The organism is Clostridium sp. (assembly GCF_030532265.1).
In the GTDB taxonomy this organism is placed as follows: domain Bacteria; phylum Bacillota; class Clostridia; order Clostridiales; family Clostridiaceae; genus Clostridium.
In genome coordinates this window covers 1-18,672 of sequence record NZ_JAUNLM010000018.1, presented here as the reverse complement: position 1 = coordinate 18,672, position 18,672 = coordinate 1, and the positions used below count along the sequence as shown (strand labels likewise).

17 protein-coding genes and 1 other RNA gene are annotated in these 18,672 nt (G+C 26.0%); 3 read left to right on the top strand and 15 right to left on the bottom strand.

Translation table 11 applies throughout. From position 1 onward, the window contains the following. Position 1 precedes the first annotated feature (1 nt). Complete coding sequence (locus tag Q4E08_RS05890; RefSeq protein ID WP_303129341.1) at positions 2-580, bottom strand: aminodeoxychorismate/anthranilate synthase component II; 579 nt, start codon at positions 578-580, stop codon at positions 2-4. 135 nt (positions 581-715) lie between these two features. Between Q4E08_RS05890 and Q4E08_RS05885 the strand changes: the two genes are divergently transcribed. Then, positions 716-1,549 (top strand): PHP domain-containing protein, encoded by an 834-nt coding sequence (locus Q4E08_RS05885; protein WP_303129339.1) that lies wholly within the window; start codon positions 716-718, stop codon positions 1,547-1,549. Positions 1,550-1,743: 194 nt separating this feature from the next. Here Q4E08_RS05885 and Q4E08_RS05880 read toward each other — a convergent pair whose 3' ends face one another. The 10 genes from Q4E08_RS05880 to Q4E08_RS05835 all read right to left on the bottom strand — a co-directional run bounded on the left by Q4E08_RS05880 (position 1,744) and on the right by Q4E08_RS05835 (position 11,658). Continuing rightward, the gene (locus tag Q4E08_RS05880; protein ID WP_303129337.1) at positions 1,744-3,120 is read right to left on the bottom strand and encodes an aminopeptidase; all 1,377 of its coding nucleotides are present in this window, start codon (positions 3,118-3,120) and stop codon (positions 1,744-1,746) included. Positions 3,121-3,191: 71 nt separating this feature from the next. Then, positions 3,192-4,100: an HPr(Ser) kinase/phosphatase gene (hprK, locus tag Q4E08_RS05875; RefSeq protein WP_303129385.1), complete on the bottom strand. Its 909-nt coding sequence runs from the start codon at positions 4,098-4,100 to the stop codon at positions 3,192-3,194. Between the two features lie 12 nt (positions 4,101-4,112). After that, entirely contained in the window at positions 4,113-4,304 is a 192-nt protein-coding gene (locus Q4E08_RS05870) for a DUF896 domain-containing protein (RefSeq protein ID WP_303129383.1), read from the bottom strand. Between the two features lie 638 nt (positions 4,305-4,942). After that, a non-coding RNA gene (gene ssrS, locus Q4E08_RS05865) (6S RNA) lies at positions 4,943-5,139 on the bottom strand. A gap of 73 nt (positions 5,140-5,212) precedes the next feature. Further along, positions 5,213-5,608 carry a hypothetical protein gene (locus Q4E08_RS05860; RefSeq protein WP_303129335.1) on the bottom strand — a complete coding sequence of 132 codons (396 nt, stop codon included), beginning with the start codon at positions 5,606-5,608 and terminating at the stop codon, positions 5,213-5,215. A gap of 17 nt (positions 5,609-5,625) precedes the next feature. Continuing rightward, complete coding sequence (locus Q4E08_RS05855) at positions 5,626-5,868, bottom strand: DUF1292 domain-containing protein (RefSeq protein WP_303129333.1); 243 nt, start codon at positions 5,866-5,868, stop codon at positions 5,626-5,628. A gap of 130 nt (positions 5,869-5,998) precedes the next feature. Then, complete coding sequence (helD, locus tag Q4E08_RS05850) at positions 5,999-8,290, bottom strand: RNA polymerase recycling motor HelD (RefSeq protein WP_303129332.1); 2,292 nt, start codon at positions 8,288-8,290, stop codon at positions 5,999-6,001. Positions 8,291-8,491: 201 nt separating this feature from the next. Beyond that, positions 8,492-9,031: an ECF transporter S component gene (locus Q4E08_RS05845; protein ID WP_303129331.1), complete on the bottom strand. Its 540-nt coding sequence runs from the start codon at positions 9,029-9,031 to the stop codon at positions 8,492-8,494. A 65-nt stretch (positions 9,032-9,096) separates the two neighbouring features. Continuing rightward, complete coding sequence (locus Q4E08_RS05840; protein ID WP_303129330.1) at positions 9,097-10,173, bottom strand: histidinol-phosphate transaminase; 1,077 nt, start codon at positions 10,171-10,173, stop codon at positions 9,097-9,099. 120 nt (positions 10,174-10,293) lie between these two features. After that, positions 10,294-11,658 (bottom strand): APC family permease, encoded by a 1,365-nt coding sequence (locus Q4E08_RS05835; protein WP_303129328.1) that lies wholly within the window; start codon positions 11,656-11,658, stop codon positions 10,294-10,296. Positions 11,659-11,897: 239 nt separating this feature from the next. On the opposite strand from Q4E08_RS05835, the gene Q4E08_RS05830 reads away from it, so the two are divergent. Beyond that, on the top strand, positions 11,898-13,031 hold the full coding sequence (locus Q4E08_RS05830; protein WP_303129327.1) for a DEAD/DEAH box helicase: 1,134 nt from the start codon (positions 11,898-11,900) through the stop codon (positions 13,029-13,031). A gap of 161 nt (positions 13,032-13,192) precedes the next feature. On the opposite strand, the gene Q4E08_RS05825 is transcribed toward Q4E08_RS05830, so the two are convergent. Beyond that, positions 13,193-15,172, bottom strand: coding sequence for a fructose-1,6-bisphosphatase (locus Q4E08_RS05825; RefSeq protein WP_303129325.1), 1,980 nt, complete (start codon positions 15,170-15,172; stop codon positions 13,193-13,195). Positions 15,173-15,344: 172 nt separating this feature from the next. On the opposite strand from Q4E08_RS05825, the gene Q4E08_RS05820 reads away from it, so the two are divergent. Beyond that, positions 15,345-15,860 carry a ferritin gene (locus Q4E08_RS05820; RefSeq protein WP_303129322.1) on the top strand — a complete coding sequence of 172 codons (516 nt, stop codon included), beginning with the start codon at positions 15,345-15,347 and terminating at the stop codon, positions 15,858-15,860. 14 nt (positions 15,861-15,874) lie between these two features. On the opposite strand, the gene Q4E08_RS05815 is transcribed toward Q4E08_RS05820, so the two are convergent. The 3 genes from Q4E08_RS05815 to Q4E08_RS05805 form a co-directional block, all read right to left on the bottom strand. Then, positions 15,875-16,513, bottom strand: coding sequence for a DUF488 family protein (locus Q4E08_RS05815; RefSeq protein WP_303129320.1), 639 nt, complete (start codon positions 16,511-16,513; stop codon positions 15,875-15,877). 283 nt (positions 16,514-16,796) lie between these two features. Beyond that, positions 16,797-17,627, bottom strand: a complete 831-nt coding sequence (locus Q4E08_RS05810; protein ID WP_303129318.1) for a CAP domain-containing protein — start codon at positions 17,625-17,627, stop codon at positions 16,797-16,799. A gap of 270 nt (positions 17,628-17,897) precedes the next feature. After that, positions 17,898-18,672, bottom strand: a 775-nt coding sequence (locus Q4E08_RS05805) for a biosynthetic peptidoglycan transglycosylase (protein ID WP_303129316.1), incomplete at its 5' end; no start/stop codon positions are given.

The window sequence follows — 18,672 nt, the reverse complement described above, 5'->3', positions numbered from 1 at the left end:
ACTATTTTCCCTCCTTACATATTTTTATAAAATTATTTAAAACCTCATATCCATATTCAGTTAAAACTGCTTCTGGATGATATTGAACACCATATATTTTATAATGTTTATGTTTAATTCCCATAATAGCTCCATCTACAGCTCTTGCTGTTACTTCTAATTCTTCTGGTAAAGTTTCTTCATTTACAACTAGAGAATGATATCTAGTAACATTAAATTCCTTAGGAATATTTTTAAATATATTTTTCCCATCAGTAATTATTTTTGAAATTTTTCCATGCATTGGTCTTTTTCCTTTTATAATTTCACCACCAAAATACTCTCCTATACTTTGATGACCTAAACATATACCAAGCATAGGAAGCTTCCCTTTAAATTTACCTATTATGTTAAGCACTTCCCCTGCATCTTTTGGTGCTTTAGGTCCAGGTGATATAACTATACCATTAGGATTTAAATTTTTAATTAAATCTTCATTTATTTCATCATTTCTAAAAACAAGTACCTCTTCATTTAACTCATTAAAATATCTAGCTAAGTTATACACAAATGAATCATAATTATCTATCATTATCAACATATTATAACCACCATTTTTCATATTTTTTATTACATTTATACTATCATTATGCTACAATACTTATAATATTTATTTTAAATTATAACACAGCTTCTTATATGAAAAAATATTTTAGATTGAAGGGATTTGAAATTTATGAAAAGAACAGATTTTCATGTACATACTAATTTTTCTGACGGTATACTGAGTCCAAAAAATGTTATTGATAGAGCAAAAAAGAATAATGTTTCAATACTTGCAATAACTGATCACGATACTGTAGATGGAATTATTGAAGCAATATCTGTAGCTAATGATAAAGATATTAAATTAATTCCTGGCATAGAACTTTCTTGTAATTATAATAATGAAAGTATTCACCTATTAGGATTTTTTAAAGATGATAGTTATAAATCTCAAGAATTATCAAATATATTAAATGAAATTAAAAATAGAAGAATTATAAGAGCAAAAAATATGATAGAAAAACTTAAAGAAAAATTTGACATAAATATAGATTTTAATAAAGTATCAGAATTAGGAGGAAATATAATAGCGAGACCTCATATTGCTAGAGCTATAATAGATGCTGGTTATCCATATACTCAAGATTATATTTTTGATAACTTTATAGGCAAAGATAAACCTGCTTATATTCCGACTACTAAAATTTCTTTAGAAGAAGGTATTGAAATACTTCATAAATTCAATGCCATAACAGTTTTAGCCCATCCTATATTAATTAAAAATACTCCATTAGAAGAATTTTTAAAATTTAAATTAGATGGAATCGAAGCAATATATTATTTGAATTCAAAAGAACAAGAAAAATATTTAATAAGTTTTGCTAAAAAAAATAATCTTTTAATAACAGCTGGTTCTGATTGTCATGGGGATTTTATAAATGACGATCGTCACGGTGATATAGGTGATATGAAACTTTCAGAAGAAGATTTATCTAAATTTTTAAAAGCACTAAATTTTAATTAAATTAAATGAGCACCTACTCTTTATTCAAGATATAGATGCTCTTATTTAAATTAAGAGGTGCCTTTTAATAATTCTTTAATTTATTATTTATCTTTTATTTCATTAATATATTTTATGATTAATTTTTAAATAATGAACTAATAAAATAAAAAAGGTACAAGTTATTTTTAATAACCTGTACCTTTTATTAAATTCTAAGCTTCTTTTAAGAAAGCTACATATCCTTTTTTAGTTTCAAATATATCAACCTTTGAAGCAATCTCCCATGGAGCATGCATATTTTGAAGTGCAACACCACAATCAATTACATTCATATTATATTGAGCTAAAATATAAGCGATTGTTCCACCGCCACCTTGATCTACCTTACCAAGTTCTGCTGTTTGGAATGATACATCATGTTTTTCCATAATTGCTCTAAGTTCCGCCATATACTCAGCATTTGCATCATTACATCCTGATTTTCCTCTAGCTCCTGTATATTTATTAAATACAATTCCTTTTCCAAAATACGCTGAATTTTTCTTTTCCATAACTGATGGATAATTTGGATCAAATGCAGCACTAACATCTGATGATAACATTTTTGAATTTGTTAAACATCTTCTTAATTTTATTTCTGAATAATCTCCAACTCTATCCATAACTTCAGCAACTATATTTTCAAAAAATCTTGATTGCATTCCTGTTGCTCCAATACTTCCAACCTCTTCTTTATCAACAAGTAAACATACACAAGTTTTATCTATCTTTTCTACCTCAGTTAATGCTAATAATGATGTATATGAACATACTCTATCATCATGTCCATAAGCCATAATCATACTTCTATCTAAACCATAATCTCTAGCTTTTCCTGCTGGAACAACTTCTATTTCTGCTGATAAAAAGTCTTCCTCTTCAAAATTATACTTTTCTTTAAGTATTTTTAAAATATTAGCTTTAACAGCATCCTTTTCTTCTCCTTTTAAAGGCATACTTCCTACTAATACATTTAAATCTTCTCCTTCAATTACATTTGAACCTTTCTTAGTCATTTGATCAGATGAAAGGTGAACTAAAAGATCAGAAATACCAACTACAGGATCATTTTCTTCTTCTCCAACTACTACATTTATTTTAGTTCCATCTTTTTTCACTACAACACCATGTAAAGCTAGTGGTAAAGTAACCCATTGGTACTTCTTAATTCCACCATAATAGTGAGTATCTAATAATGCTAAGTCTGTATCTTCATATAAAGGATTTTGTTTTAAGTCTAATCTAGGTGAATCAATATGTGCTCCTAGTATTTTAAGACCCTTTTCCATTTTCTCATTTCCTATTACAAATAATGCTAATGTTTTCCCCATATTATTAGCATATACCTTGTCTCCTGGTTTTAAAGTTTCATTTGAGCTTATTACATCTTCTAAATCTCTAAATCCATGTTCTTTTGCGATTCTTATTGATTCATCAACACATTCTCTTTCTGTTTTACATTTTGACATAAATTCTTTATATCCTTCATTGAATTCAAAAATTTCCTTTATGCCTTTTTCATCGTATTTTTCCCAAGCGTTTTTGCTCATTTTTAGTGCCTCCCTTTTTATTAACTTGCTTATATAATATTATTATCTAACAAATAGATTTAATACTAATCTTAATCACTAATTTCGCCCATTCTACTTTCAATTATATCTACTGGTGTTTCATTAGACATAAGTGCATACCTAAAGTTTACAGCCGCTGCTTCAATTATTACAGCAATATTTCTTCCTGGTCTTATTGGTACAGTTAGTTTTCTAACAGGAACACCAAGAATATCCATATATTCATAGTCAGTTCCAAGTCTATCATAATCTCCATCATTTTTCCAATGTTCAAAATGCATTACAAGTTTTATATCCTTTTGTTGAAGTATTGAACTTAAGCCATATAATGCTGATACATCAATAATTCCTATACCTCTAACTTCAAGCATTCCTATAGTTATCCTTGGTGATGATCCTATAAGCTCCCCATCGGTTTCTTTTATATCAACGGCATCATCTGTTACCAATCTATGACCTCTTTTTATAAGCTCAAGAGCAACTTCGCTTTTGCCAATTCCACTTTCACCAGTTATAAGTATACCAATTCCGTAAACGTCTACCAAAACTCCATGTAGTCTAGTTTCAGGTGCAAGTTTATCTGACATATATACTGTAAGTTTACTAATAAACTTAGTTGTAACTAAATTACTTCTTAAAACCCAAATATTTTGTTTTTGTGCATATTTTATTAGTTCTTCATGTGGTTCAATTCCCCTTGTTATAATTACACATTTCATATTAAAACTAAAATATTTTTTTAGTCTTTTTCTTCTTAGTTCAACTTGCATATCATCTAAGAAGCTCCACTCAGCTTTTCCAATAATTTGTATTCTCTCTGGAGTAAAATAATTATAGAAACCTGATAACTGAAGTCCAGGTCTATTTACATCACTTACACTTATTACCTCTTCTGGATTGCCTTCTACTAAAACTTCCAAATTAAAATCTTTAATTAACTTTTCAACAGTTACCGCCATCACAATCACCCTTTATTTCTTTTTCTTAGGCTCTATCCCACTAAGTTGAGCCTTAAAATTAGCTTTAACACTATCTATATATCTTCTTCTTAACTTTTGTTGTAATTCTTTTTCGTCTTCTGTTAATCCTTCTTCTTTACTTTTTTTATATATTTCATTTATTTTCTCTATAACATCATCTATCTTCATTTCATCTACATTCATATCTTTAGTATTCATTAATTTAGTCACTCCTTGAAAACTTTTTATTTATACTTATGTTTATTTTACCTATAAATAACTGTTTAATCAACTTTAATAACTATTGATTTAAAGTTTTACACAACTTATTTACATTTTAATAAATATTTTATTTTTATTTTTCGACAAATTAAATTTTATTCACTTATATTAATCTATTTTATACTGATTTTATTCTATTTTTATAATATTTAATATATATTTTTGTAAATATTTGTACTTTTATTTTAATTTACTTATTTCCAATAACTGTTATAATATGACTATAAATACATTTATTTTACAGATGAGGTGTTGTTTATGACGGTAAAAAAGATAAAAAAAAGAATAAAATACAGAAAATTTTTATTAAATCTACTACTAAAATTTATAAATCCTTCTAATAAACTTATTGTCATACTTTCTCAAAATTTGGACAAAGATATAAGCACATACCAATGTCATCTTTATAAAATTCACAAAAGAAATTACAAAGTAAAAACCTTCAATAAACTAGCAGCTTAAAAACTTTTTTTAAAATAAATGGAGTTAAGATACTCCATTTATTTTAAAAAAGTACAAAAAAAATACCTCAAAAGAGGTATTAATTTCTGTAATTATATAGCACCCCAACATGCCGTTTGCTTATATATTCAAAACCTGCTCCTCGCAGGTGGGTTCTGCTCATATTACCTCTCTGCCATCTTCCGTCATAATATGAAGCTAAATGCTTGAAGCCCGACATCAATAATAATATCGCAAATCCCGTATCTCATATGTAGGTTGAATACGATAAGCTTGGCGAACATCTCAGGTATGTTATGTTTTAATTATAGCACAATTTTTTTTGAATTCAAGTAGTTTTTATATATACTTAAAAACCCTTTAATTTATTATAAGTAATCGTTTAACACTTCTTCTAATTCCATATCAAAGTCATCTGTACAAAACGCAGCAATAAACTTTATGTATTCATTATTATTTCCATCTATTTTTACTTCATGGAATACTCCTGAAATTTCTAATTCATCACTTACTTCTTCAATTATATTTTCTATATTATCTCTTGCTATATCTAATAAATATGGTATGTACCAATCTACTTTCCATTCATTACTATCTTCTTCTAAATCACTTTCTTCATTCGCATAAGCTCTAGCAGCATTAAGCTCTTCTCTATCAAAATCATAAAAAAATTCTAAAATAACTTTATCATCTTCTACTAATATTTCTTCAATTTCAGTTAATCCTTCTTGTTCTAATCTTTGTGATATTTCAAAAGCGTTCATTTATATTAACACTCTCCTTAGTATAAAAGCTTCTTATATTCTTTTTTTACAGCGATAAATTCTTTATCATCTTCTACAAGATTTAATTCCTCTTTATCATCTGTCTTGTCTATTCTAAATATAAATATATCTTCAGCTTCTTCCTCTACTGGTGTTAGTAGTAAATATTCTTTTTCATCAAGAAATATTCTTGCTACTGCTTCAAAATCAACTTTATTTCCATCTTCATCTTTAAAAGACATTATCTCTTTTTCTTCCATTAAATTATCCTCCTACTGTATATTCTTTTCTTATTATAAATACATTTTATTATAAACACAAACCTAATATAGGTAATTTTAAAAAAGAGTTAGATATTTTATATTCTAACTCTTTTTTATTTTAACCCATTTATTTTTTTATAAGATTTGTTATATTATCTAATTCTAATATATATTCTGTATGAAGTGCTCTAGTTAAAGAAACATATAATAATCTTTGATCTAGTGTACTATTTCCATCATAATTTTTATCACTTGGATTATAAATTATACTACAATCAAATTCTAATCCTTTAGTTAAATAAGATGGGATTATAATGTTATCAGATTTAGTTTCTTTTTCTTTTCCTTTTATCCTTTGAAACTTATTCTTACTTTTTTTCTTTAAAATCTTCTCAAGCTTTTCAGCTTCATTCGAATCTTTTGTTATTAAAGCAACAACACTTTTTCCTTCTTGGTGAGTCTTTTTTATTATTTCATCTACCTTTTCAGAAATTTCTATATCATCTTTTACTTTTATTATTTTAGGCTCCATACCGTGTCTTAATACCGGTATAGAATCTTTAAGTCCTAAATTTTGAGCTTTTAATGCTTCTTTTGCAAAATCTATAATTTCTACTGTTGAACGATAACTTTGACTTAAACTTATAAAGGTAGCTTTACCTTTAAAAAGTCCTTCTGTTACATCTTCCCATTTCTTTAATCCTTTATAATAATATATGCCTTGTGCTAAATCTCCAACTAAAGTTAAAGAATTTCCTCGTGCTAATTCATTTACTAAATAAATTTGAAATGGACTATAATCTTGAGCTTCATCTACAACTATATGTTTAAACTTCTCAGAGTCATCTATTCCCTCTAATAAAACTCTTATATATAATATTGCTGCTAAATCATCTTCATCTACAAAACCAGCTTCATATCTTTCATTAAATTCTTTTTTCATAAAATCAGCAAGAACTTCTGGAATTTTATCATCTGTTGCTATATCAAAAAGATCTTCGTCATTGAAAAATCCTTTATATATGTCAGTTGAGCTTATTCCTCTCCATGCCTTAAAATACTCATTTAATGCATTTTTTCCATTCTTTTTAATATTTTCTTTAACTTTATCTCTTTCATCATAAACTTGTATAAGTTTATTTCTTCTAGCTTCTGAATCCCCCTCTTCCATCTTTATATCTTTTATTTTTATATCCCAAGCTTTATCAACCTTTTGTATAACAGCTAATATTCTTTCCTTAAGTTTTAAACTTAAATATCTTTTTATTTCATCTTTTCTTTTATTTATTGGATATGCCTTTAAATCCTTTAAATATAATTTCATTATTTCTTTTCTTGTAAAAATAACTTGACCTGCAATTTCTATATCCTTTATATCTAATGCTTTGCTTTCTAATAAAGTAATATATCTATCAAGCATTACTTTAAAAGCTAATGATCCTCTAAGTTTTGCTGAATTTACTATTAACTTTTTCTTCTCTTCATCAGTTTCTTCCATAATGTTTTTTATTTTTTCATCTTTATTATATATTTTTCTTTTAATTTTAGCCTTTGATTTTACTAAATCCTCAAATGTACTCTGTTTTACTTCATGAGCACCAAGGTTTGGTAGTATTTCAGAAATATAATCTAAAAATAATTTATTTGGAGCAAGAACCAATATATCTTCTCCACTCATATTTTCTTTATATCTATATATTAAATAAGCAAGTCTATGAAGTGCTATTGTAGTTTTACCTGAACCTGCTGAACCTTGAACGATTATAGGAAGATTTCTTGGCCATCTTATTATCTCATTTTGTTCCTTTTGAATTGTAGCAACAACATCTTTAAGCTTTTTTCCTCTGCTTTCTTCAAGATTTATTTTAAGGAATTCATCAACAAGACCTTGACCTTCTTCACCATTTATCATTATTTCATTTATACTCTCGTCAAATACTCTCTCCAATTCACGTTCATCATTAAATAAAAACTTTCTTTTAAGAGATAACTCCCCATCTATTATTCCAGCTGGTGCCTTATAATATGCTTCTCCCCCAGTTCCACTATAATAAAGATCTGCAACTGGTGCTCTCCAATCTACTACAATTTCATCTCCAGTTTCAGAGCTATTTATCCCATGTTTTCCTATATATATCTGTTCTACATCAGCTGATCTCTTTTCTCTAAAATCAACTCTACCAAAATATGGTGTATTGTAAGCTTCCTCATATTTTTCTATATCTTTTTTAGCTAAATTTAAAGCCTTTTCTGTAGTATCCTTCTCTGCATTATACTTTCCCTTTAATGCTTTACTAAGCTCTGTAAACTTCTTGTTTACACCTTCTATATATTCTTCTTTTTGTTTTAGCTCCTCATCTATTAATTTTCTTTTTTCTATTAAGATATTTCTTTCTTCATCTAAAATAATATTACTCAAAATAACTACCTCATACTAAATTTTATTTACTAAAAAAGTATCAATATTCATTATATACTTAATCATAGATAATTTTAAAGTAAATTTATTATCGTCTTCCAAATTTAACAAAAAACTAATCTTAATATATACTTTCTTATATTTAATTGTATTAATAAGAAAAATACTTTAATATAAAAAGAACTACTTAAAAAGTAGCTCTTACATTACAACTTCGTTCTTTTCTTTTACATTATCAAATAAAGTATAAATACTTTTATTTCTTCCTTTAGCCATTACATTAACAAGCCCATATCCTAACGCACTGTCTATCATATGATGAAGAACAGCTCCTACTCCAGTAACTATTATTAATTGATAAATATCAAATCCTATAAATGGTATAACTACTAATGCTTCAAGACCACCATGAATTATTGATGTAAATAATGACATTTTTAAATATGATTTATGCTTTTGAATATATTTTGCTCCAAAATATCCTACCACAATGTGAGTTGCAGCTCTAAAAACTACTGGCATTGGCATACCTGCTATCAAAAAACCAATCGTTGATCCGATTCCTGTAACAACTGCTACCATTGGTGATATTAAAATTGCTACAAACATAGGTACATGTGCAAAAAGTGTAGCACTAAATGGTGGTATATAAATCTTTAAAAAGCTAAACTGCACCGGAATAATAATTGCAAGTGCTATTAAAAGTGCAGCATATACCATTTGTTTAATTTTATTATTCATAAATACTCCCCCTATACTAATGTATATACACTAGTATAAAGTATAATTTTACACATGTAAATCTTTTATTTTAGAATCTCTTTTAAATACCTTATTAATAAAGCATTTTCATCATGCTTAAGAACACAAGCCCTAAAAAATTTATTATTAAGACCTTCAAAAGAAGAACAGTTTCTTATTATTATTCCTTTATTAGCTAACTTATCATATATATCCTCAGAAGTTATATCTGCTCTTTCAATTTTACATAATATAAAGTTTCCTCTACTTTCATATACCTTTATATCTTTAAAATTTTTAAGTTCTTTATTTAAATAATTTCTTTCATTAGTCATATGTAAAATTGTTTTTTCTATATACTTCTCATCTTTAAACATAGCTTCTCCAAGGATAGTTGCAAAAATATTTATATTCCATAAATCTAATTTATCTAATATGTTATCTCTTACATCCTCATTTGATATAAGACCATAACCCAATCTTATTCCTGGAGTTGAGAAAAATTTTGATGTTCCTCTTATAACAAATAAATTTTTATATTTATCAATTAAATTAGTTGATGAATAAACTTCCTTATTCGTAAATTCAATATAAGTTTCATCAACCATAACAAATGCATTTGTACTTTTTAAAATTTCTTCTATTTCTATTTGTGTAAATGCAAATCCTGTTGGATTATTAGGATTACAAATTATAATTAAATCAACCTTTGATTTTCTTATCTTCTCTTTAAAATCAATTAAGTCAACTACGAAATCATTTTCTTCTTTTGCAAAGTATTTTATTATATTACAGCCTATTTTTTTTAATTCTCTTTCATACTCAGAATATGATGGAGATAAAAGCATTGCATTTTTAGGATTAATATCTTTTATAAAAGAAGATATTAATTCAGTTGCTCCACTTCCTAATATAATATTTTTAAAATTACACTTACAATAATCTGAAATTACATTTTTAAGTTCTTTATATTCTGGGTCTGGATATATTGAAACCATATTTATGTTATCTATTACAGCTTGTTTTGCTTTTTCTGATGCTCCAAACGGATTTATATTTGAACTAAAGTCTAAAAAATCTTCTTTTTTAATTCCTAATTCATTTGCTAAATCAAATAAATTAGCCCCATGTTTAATTGCCATAAAAATTCCTCCTAATTACCTTTATATCTATATTATAGTAAAGTTTTTTAAAATTAATAAGGATTGCATCAAATAATGTTATTTTTAATTTGATACAATCATTTATAAAATAATTTTATTTTATCTAAGTTCTGAATGATTTTTTCCATATAAAAAATATACAATTAATATACATACTAAAATTATTCCAAATATAACCCAAGTAATCTTTGTTAAATTAATCATTAAAATTATACAACATATTGCTCCTAATAAAGGTATAAATGGTACTAAAGGAGTTTTGAAACTTCTTTTTATGTTAGGATATTTTTTCCTAAATACTATTACTGAAAGAGAAACTATGGAATAAACAAGTAAAAATGCAATACTTGCAAAGTTAGCTAAATCCTTTAAATTAAAAAATCCAGCAAGAATTGAAGAAATTATACCAACTGTCCATAATGAAATAATTGGTGAACCTTTTTTGTTCTTTTTACTAAATATTTTAGGTAATAACCCATCTTCACTTATTTTAAGTAATATTTGAGAAGTTGCAAAATTTCCTGCGTATATAACTGCAAGTATTCCAATTACAGTACCAAGTGAAACTATAAATGCAGTTTCCGGTCTTTTTGCTAATTTTAATGTGTATGAAAGAGCATCTGGAACATCTAAATTTATATATGAAGTTATACCAGTTAAAACTAATGATACTCCTATATAAATAATTGCACACACAAAAAGTGATGTTAATAAACCTATTGGTAATGCCTTTTTAGGATTTTTTACATATGGTGCAGCTGATGCTGTTGCATCAAATCCACAATATGCAAAAAATACTGATGCTGCTCCAGTCATAACTCCCGACATCTTATATGGTTCAAAAGGAACCCAATTTGAAGCTGACATATGCCTTGAACCAACTATTAAAAATAGTAATATAACACCTATTTTTATTAATACCATTATATTATCAACAATCTTACTTGAACCTGTTCCTCCAGATATAACAAAAGTTATAAATAATATAGCTAATATAGCCGGTAAGTTTATAATTCCTCCCTGAGATGGTATATTGGTAAAAGATTTTGGAATATGTATATTAATTACATCAAGTAAACTTAATAAATAACTTCCCCATCCTGATGCAACTGTTGCAGCCGATAAAATATATGCTATTACAACACACATTCCAACTATAAATGCTATTACCTCTCCAAAAGTTAAATAAGCAAATGTATAAGACCCTCCTGAACTTTGTATACTAGCACTAAGTTCAGCATAACAAAGTACTATAAAAGCTGCTGCAATAGCACTTAATGCAAAAGAAATTGCAACAGCAGGTCCAGCTTCTTTTGCTGCAACTATTCCTGTAAGAACCATTACTCCAGTACCAATTACTGAACCAATACTCATAAGTGTTAAGTCAAGAGTTCCTAAATGCTTTTGTGAATCTTTTATATTAGCAGAAAATTTGTCAATATTCTGCGTTCTAAATATATTCAACTCATCCACCCTCTTTTCCCTAAAAAATTACTATTATATTTAATTTTTTATTAATAAAACATAAAATATATTATATAATTTTCATTATTAATTATATCAATATTTACAACTAATTTATTATTAACTTTTTTGCTAAAGAGTTAATATTTATTTGTTTTATTTTATAATTTAAGTACACTTTTCTTTATATTATGTATATACTATAAGTTATGACTATCTAACATAGGAGGATAAAATTTATGAATACATTTCAAGATTTGAATTTAAGCAATAACATAATAGAAGGCTTAAAAAAACAATCAATTGATACACCAACTGAAATACAAGCTTTAACTATTCCAGAAATTTTACTTAATAAGGATGTTATAGGTGAAGCTCATACAGGAAGCGGAAAAACTCTTGCTTTTTTAGCACCACTTTTTGAAAAAATAGATAAAAATACTCAAGGAGTTCAAGTTTTGATTCTTGCTCCAACTAGAGAACTTGTTATGCAAATTGAAAAACAATGTAAGCTACTAGCACAAAATTCTAATATAAATATTAGTTCTACACCAATTATTGGTGATGTAAATATGGATAAACAAATAAAAAAATTAAAAGAAGCTAAACCTAGTATAGTAATTGGAACCCCAGGTAGAGTTTTAGATTTAATTAAAAAGAAAAAAATTAAAGCTCATACTATAAAAACTATAGTTCTTGATGAAGGTGATAATTTATTAGATAATACTCACTTAAGAACTGTACAAGATATAATTAAAAGTACTATGAGAGATAGACAACTTTTAGTGTTCTCTGCGACTATAAGTCCAAAAGCTATGGATATCCTTAAAGATTTAATGAAAGAACCTGTTATTTTTAAAAATAAAGAAAAAATTTCTTTAAATCCTAATATTGAACACATATATATTGAAGTTGAAGAAAGAGATAAACCAGAAGTAATAAGAAAACTTGTTGCAGCTGAAAATCCTTCAAAAACTTTAGTATTTATCAATCGTGGATTTAATGTTGAACTTATAGCTGATAAACTTAATTATCATCACAAAAACGCTTTTGCTATGCATAAAAGAATTACTAAAGAACAAAGACAACAAGCTCTTGAGAAATTTAGAAATGGTTCTATAGATATACTTGTTTCTTCTGATATTTCTGCAAGAGGTTTAGATATCCCTAATATATCTCATATTATTAACTTAGACTTTCCAATTAATGCTAATGAATATTTACATAGAGCTGGAAGAACTGCTAGGGGTAATAATAAAGGTATTACAGTTTCTTTAGTTACACCTAAAGAACTTAGAAACCTTAAACAATATGAAAAGCAATTTAAAATAAAGTTTAAGAAAATGGAATTATCTCACGGAAAACTTATTTAACCATTAAAAATATGGTACTTAAAGTAATATATTTTATTACTTTAAGTACCATATCATTATATAATAATTACAGTATATTTAAGCCATTTATTATTATATATTAAAATTTATTTTTATATTTACCCTATTACTTTCTTATAAAAACTTTTGTTTAATGGAATTCATCTTTTTTCTTTTATTAATCCTTTTCTGTATGCTTCTAAAAGCATTTTTAATTCCTTTATTTGATTTTTAAGCTCCATTCCTATATCAGTATCTCCAACTCTTTTTCTATCAAGTTTTCTCTCAACAACTATACTAGTTGATAAAATATCATTTTCTTCAATAATAGCATTTTCTATTGATTCAAATGGTTGATGTGATACTAATTGAAGCCCATAAGAATTATATATTAAAGTGTATCCTGCAATTCCAGTATCTTTTCTATAAGCTTTTGCAAACCCACCATCTATAACTAAAACTCTTCCACCACACTTTATTGGACTTTCTCCTAGCTTTTCTTTTACAGGAACATGTCCATTAATTATCTTTGATTCTTCAACATCTAAATCAAATTCTTTTAATATTTTTGAAACTATCTCTTCATCATTTCTATATGCATAATATGGATTTTTAGCCTCTATATGAGTTTTTTTATCTTCTATAAAATATCTTTCAAAAGTTGTCATCTCTTCTTTACCAAATAAAGATGATACAGGACCAGTCCATAAATACCACATAATATCCATACCATATAACTTTTCTTTAGTTCCTACTTTATTAAAATATCCTTCTCTTGCTAATGCATCAAATTTTTCTAATAATTTTCTTCCATAATATTTTTTACCATTTATAGTAAAGCTTTTAAAAGTTCCATCTTCATTTAAAGGTATACATCCATGAAGTAATAAATTTTTATTGTAAGTAAGATACATGCTTCCTTTTGAAAATAAAAATGTTATATGCCTTTGTAATTTATCACTATTTACAAATGATATTTGCAACTTTTCAATTAATTTTTCCTCTTCTTCTGTAAGCTTAAATGGATTTTTAGGGTCTATAGTTGGAAAATAAAAATCCTTTAATTTATATTCTTTGCCCTTTATTATAATTGTTCCTTTATCATAATCTATTTTGTCTAAAAGTAACCTATTGTCTAATTTAAATTCTGGTCTTCTCTTTATTATTTTTTCTTCTAATTTAAATTGTATTATTGAAATTGCTTTATGCATTTTTGCTGTTAAATCCATCTCAAACTTTCCATACCTACTAGCATCACTAACTTTTGGCATAAATTCTATACATGGATCATCTTTGTAATATTTAAGTGCAAATGTTGCAAGAGGCATAATATTTATTCCATAACTGTCTTCTAATGTATCAAGACTCCCATATCTTGTAGCTATCCTTATAACATTGGCCATACAAGTTTTTTCTCCTGCTGCTGCCCCCATCCAAAGCATATCATGATTTCCCCATTCAATATCAACAGAATGATGTTCCATAAGCTTTTCCATTATTATATCAGCTCTAGGCCCTCTATCATATATATCTCCTAATATATGCAATCTATCTATAACTAATCTTTGAATAAGATTTGATAAAGCTATAATAAATTCTTTTGCTCTTCCTATATCTATAATTGTTGTAATTATTCCATCATAATACTCTTGCTTATTTATACCATAAAATTGTTCATGCAATAATTCTTCAATTACATAACTGAAATCTTTTGGTAGTGCTTTTCTTACCTTTGATCTAGTATACTTTGATGATTCACTTCTACAAAGTTCTATAAGCCTATATAAATTAACCCTATACCAGTCATCTATATTTTCTTGTTCTCTTAAAACTATATCTATTTTTTGTTCCGGATAATAAACTAATGTTGCTAAACTCTTTTTCTCACTATCCATAAGAGATTTTCCAAATACCCTATCTATTTTTCTTTTAATAACACCAGAGCCATTTTTAAGTACATGTACAAATGGTTCATATTCTCCATGTAAATCAGTTAAAAAATGTTCTGTTCCCTTTGGTAAGTTTAATATAGCAGCTAAATTTATTATTTCCGTTGAAGCTTCTGCAACTGTTTTATATTGCATTGATAAAAGTTTTAAATACTTTAAATTTTTAATAATTTCTTCATCACTAATAACCATTTTCTCAATCCCCTCATTGTAACCGTTTAATAAATTATATAACATTTTTAATATTTATCCAAATTTATAATTTTTTATATAAATAAGCTTTATTTAATTGATAATTTACTGCTTAAGGGGTACAATACCTATTAAGTGATATTTTATTTTAAGGTATAAAGGAGAGAAACAAATGTTAAGTGAAAATCTATTAAATAATCTTAATGAACAAGTAAATTTTGAATTTTACTCATCTTATGTATATCTATCAATGGCAGCATATGCTGAATCAGTTGATCTAAGTGGATTTGCAAACTTTTTTAGAGTACAAGCACAAGAAGAATTAGCTCATGCAATGAAATTTTATGATTACATATTCCAAAAGAACGGAAAAGTTACTTTAGATAATATTCCTAAACCTAAAGCTGACTTTGAAAGCATAATTGATGTTTTCCAAAAGGGTTACGAACACGAACAATTAGTTACAAGTAGAATTTATAAATTAGCTGATATTGCTTCTGAAGAAAGAGAACATGCTACAATGAGCTTACTTAATTGGTTTATTGATGAACAAGTTGAAGAAGAAAATAATTTCAACTCTCTTTTAAAAAGAGTTAAAAGATCAGAAGGAAATCCAGCTGCTATATATATGATGGATGATGAACTTGCAAAAAGAGTTTTTGTTCCTATAAATAATAACGGACAATAATAAAATCTAAAAAGCTACTTTACTATATTAGTGGTAGCTTTTTTTAAATTCTCTATTCTATATCCAATATCTTTATTAGCTAATTTATAGCATTCTTTTATCATTTCTTCTTCACTCATAGCTGTTCCAAGAAGTGAATCAATTGTTAATTGATTTCTATCCTTAAAATACTTTTCTAATAAAAACTTTTCTATATCTTTTTGTGATGCAATCTCCAAATTATCTAATATATGATTAACATTAAATCCATTACTTGATAAATATTTTCCTATTAAAATCCCTCTTTGACATCTTATAGGATCTTGCATTGCACCAAGTATTGCTATTTTATATCCTTTTTTGCATCCGTTTCTAAGTCTATTAACACCATTTTGAAATTCTTTTTCCTTTATAACTTTATCAAAATCTGCAAAACCTTCATTATTATATGATAACTTATTAACCCTTTTTGCTGCTAATTCCATTCCCATATAAATATAATAAAAACCTTCACTTAACAATGTTTTTTTAATATTTTCTTTATCAAATTGTTTATTATATTTAGAATATGGAATAGCTCTAGTATCTACTATGCAATTAATATTAAACATCTTAAGCATTTCTATAAATTTCTCCATACTATAATTTGAATGACCTATTGTATATATATCCATATTCATCCCCCTTATCTTAAATTTAAATCTATATAACTTAATTTATTTATGTAAATTTAATAAACAATTCTATAATAATTATAGTAAATTTTTCATTAAATATTTTATTTACATATTTCTATAAAAGCTCACAATATCGTTAATAGCAATTTCATTATAATAGTATTTTTCTATCTTTATTAATAATTTTAACCATAATTCTTACTTTAAATAAGTTTACTTAAATATTATGTGCAAATTATAAAATATTAAAAAGGTTACTCAAAAAGTAACCTTAATAATTTTAACTATAAAATTCTTGTGTTGCATATACTGTGTTTCCTGATTTATATGCGCCAACACCTATGCCAGTAAAGTTAGGTGATAATATATTAGCTCTATGTCCAGGTGAATTCATCCAGTTCCTCATGAACTGACTAGCTAGTACATCTGCTGATTCTCCTCCGATATAAGCTATATTTTCTCCCCAACTACTATATTTAACTCCATCATTTTTCATCTTTTCAGTAATTAAATTACCTTGAGGATCCCTATGATCAAAGTATTTTCTAACTGCCATATCCTCTGATTTCATTCTTGCATATTTTTGCATAGTATTACTATAACTTAAAGTATTAACCCCTGCCTTTTTTCTTTCTATATTAACTAATCTAAATATCTCTGATTCAACTTGTGACATAAAATTACTATTGCTTGAACTTTCTTTTACAGATGAATGTTTTTCATTTGAATTTAATTTTTTACTATCACTTGAATTATTATTAGTTACTTTTTCTTCAATGTTATTGTTTACTTTAGTGCTATCTTCTGATTTTTTGCTAATTTCATTTTTATTACTATCTTCTTTTTTGGTTGCAGACTGTTTATTATCGCTTGTCTCTTTTTTTATATTAGATTTAGATTCATTTTTTAATACTTTTGAATCTTTACTTAATATTTTAACATCCTTATTTTCTTTAACATTTTTTTCTTTAGTATTCTCCACATTGCTATTATCTTCAACTTGTACTACTTCTTTATTTGTATCTTTCTTATTTGAAGAACCTACATTTATTCCTGAACACCCAACTAATGATGAAGATAGTATAAGCATTGCTATTAATCTGTATTTCATTTTTACAACTCCTTTTTTTCTTTTCATTGTGTTGTTCCATCTGTCAATACATTTATACCATAAATATTCCACTTTTCTTATGGTAGATTAATAACATTTATGAATATATAATACTTTTAAACAAAAACTATACTTATATGGAATTTATAACAATAGCTAATTTTACAGTATTACTAGCCTAAGACGATTATCCCATAATTTAACTTGTATAAAATTACTAGGTATATTTTTTCATTTTATTTGCAAGTTTTAATACTTTTATTCAAAATTTCATACAAATTCTGCTAACTTATGAAAGTTGAATTTAATATTATGCAATAAATTATCGTCATTATATTTACACTTATTATTTTTATATGTATTTCCGTACTTTATTAAAGCTCTTATAACCTGCTTTTGCCTTTTTTTAGCTAGTCCATTATTTTTACTTAATGCATAAATACTAGGTGCTTGAGGAATTCCAGCAAGTATAGTAGCCTCATTAAAATTCAATTCGCAAGGTGTTTTTTTAAAATATCCTTTTGAAGCATTACTTATACCAAAATAACCATCTCCAAAACATATTATATTTACATACAATTCAAGAATTTCTGATTTTGTATATTTTCTTTCTAATTGTATTGATAAAAGCAATTCTTTTATTTTTCTACTAAGATTTCTTTCATTTGATAAACACATATTTTTAGCTAATTGTTGTGTTATAGTGCTTCCACCTTCTATTACTTTTCCAGCAATAATATTATGTATTATTGACCTTAATATAGATATAAAATCTATAGCTCCATGTTCATAAAACCTATGATCTTCTATATCAATTACCGAATTTAAATATTTTTCATCTATATTTTCTATCTTTATATAATTAGGTCTTTTTTTAATTTCTTGTACTTTTTTATCTATTATTTTATTATCATATAAACATTTATTTTCTAAATAACTTAGTCCAATAGAAGTAAATAATAATAAAACAATAATAATCATTAATATATTTTTATACCTTAAAACTAAGTTCATATAATTACAAACCTTTCTTAATAAAAATATT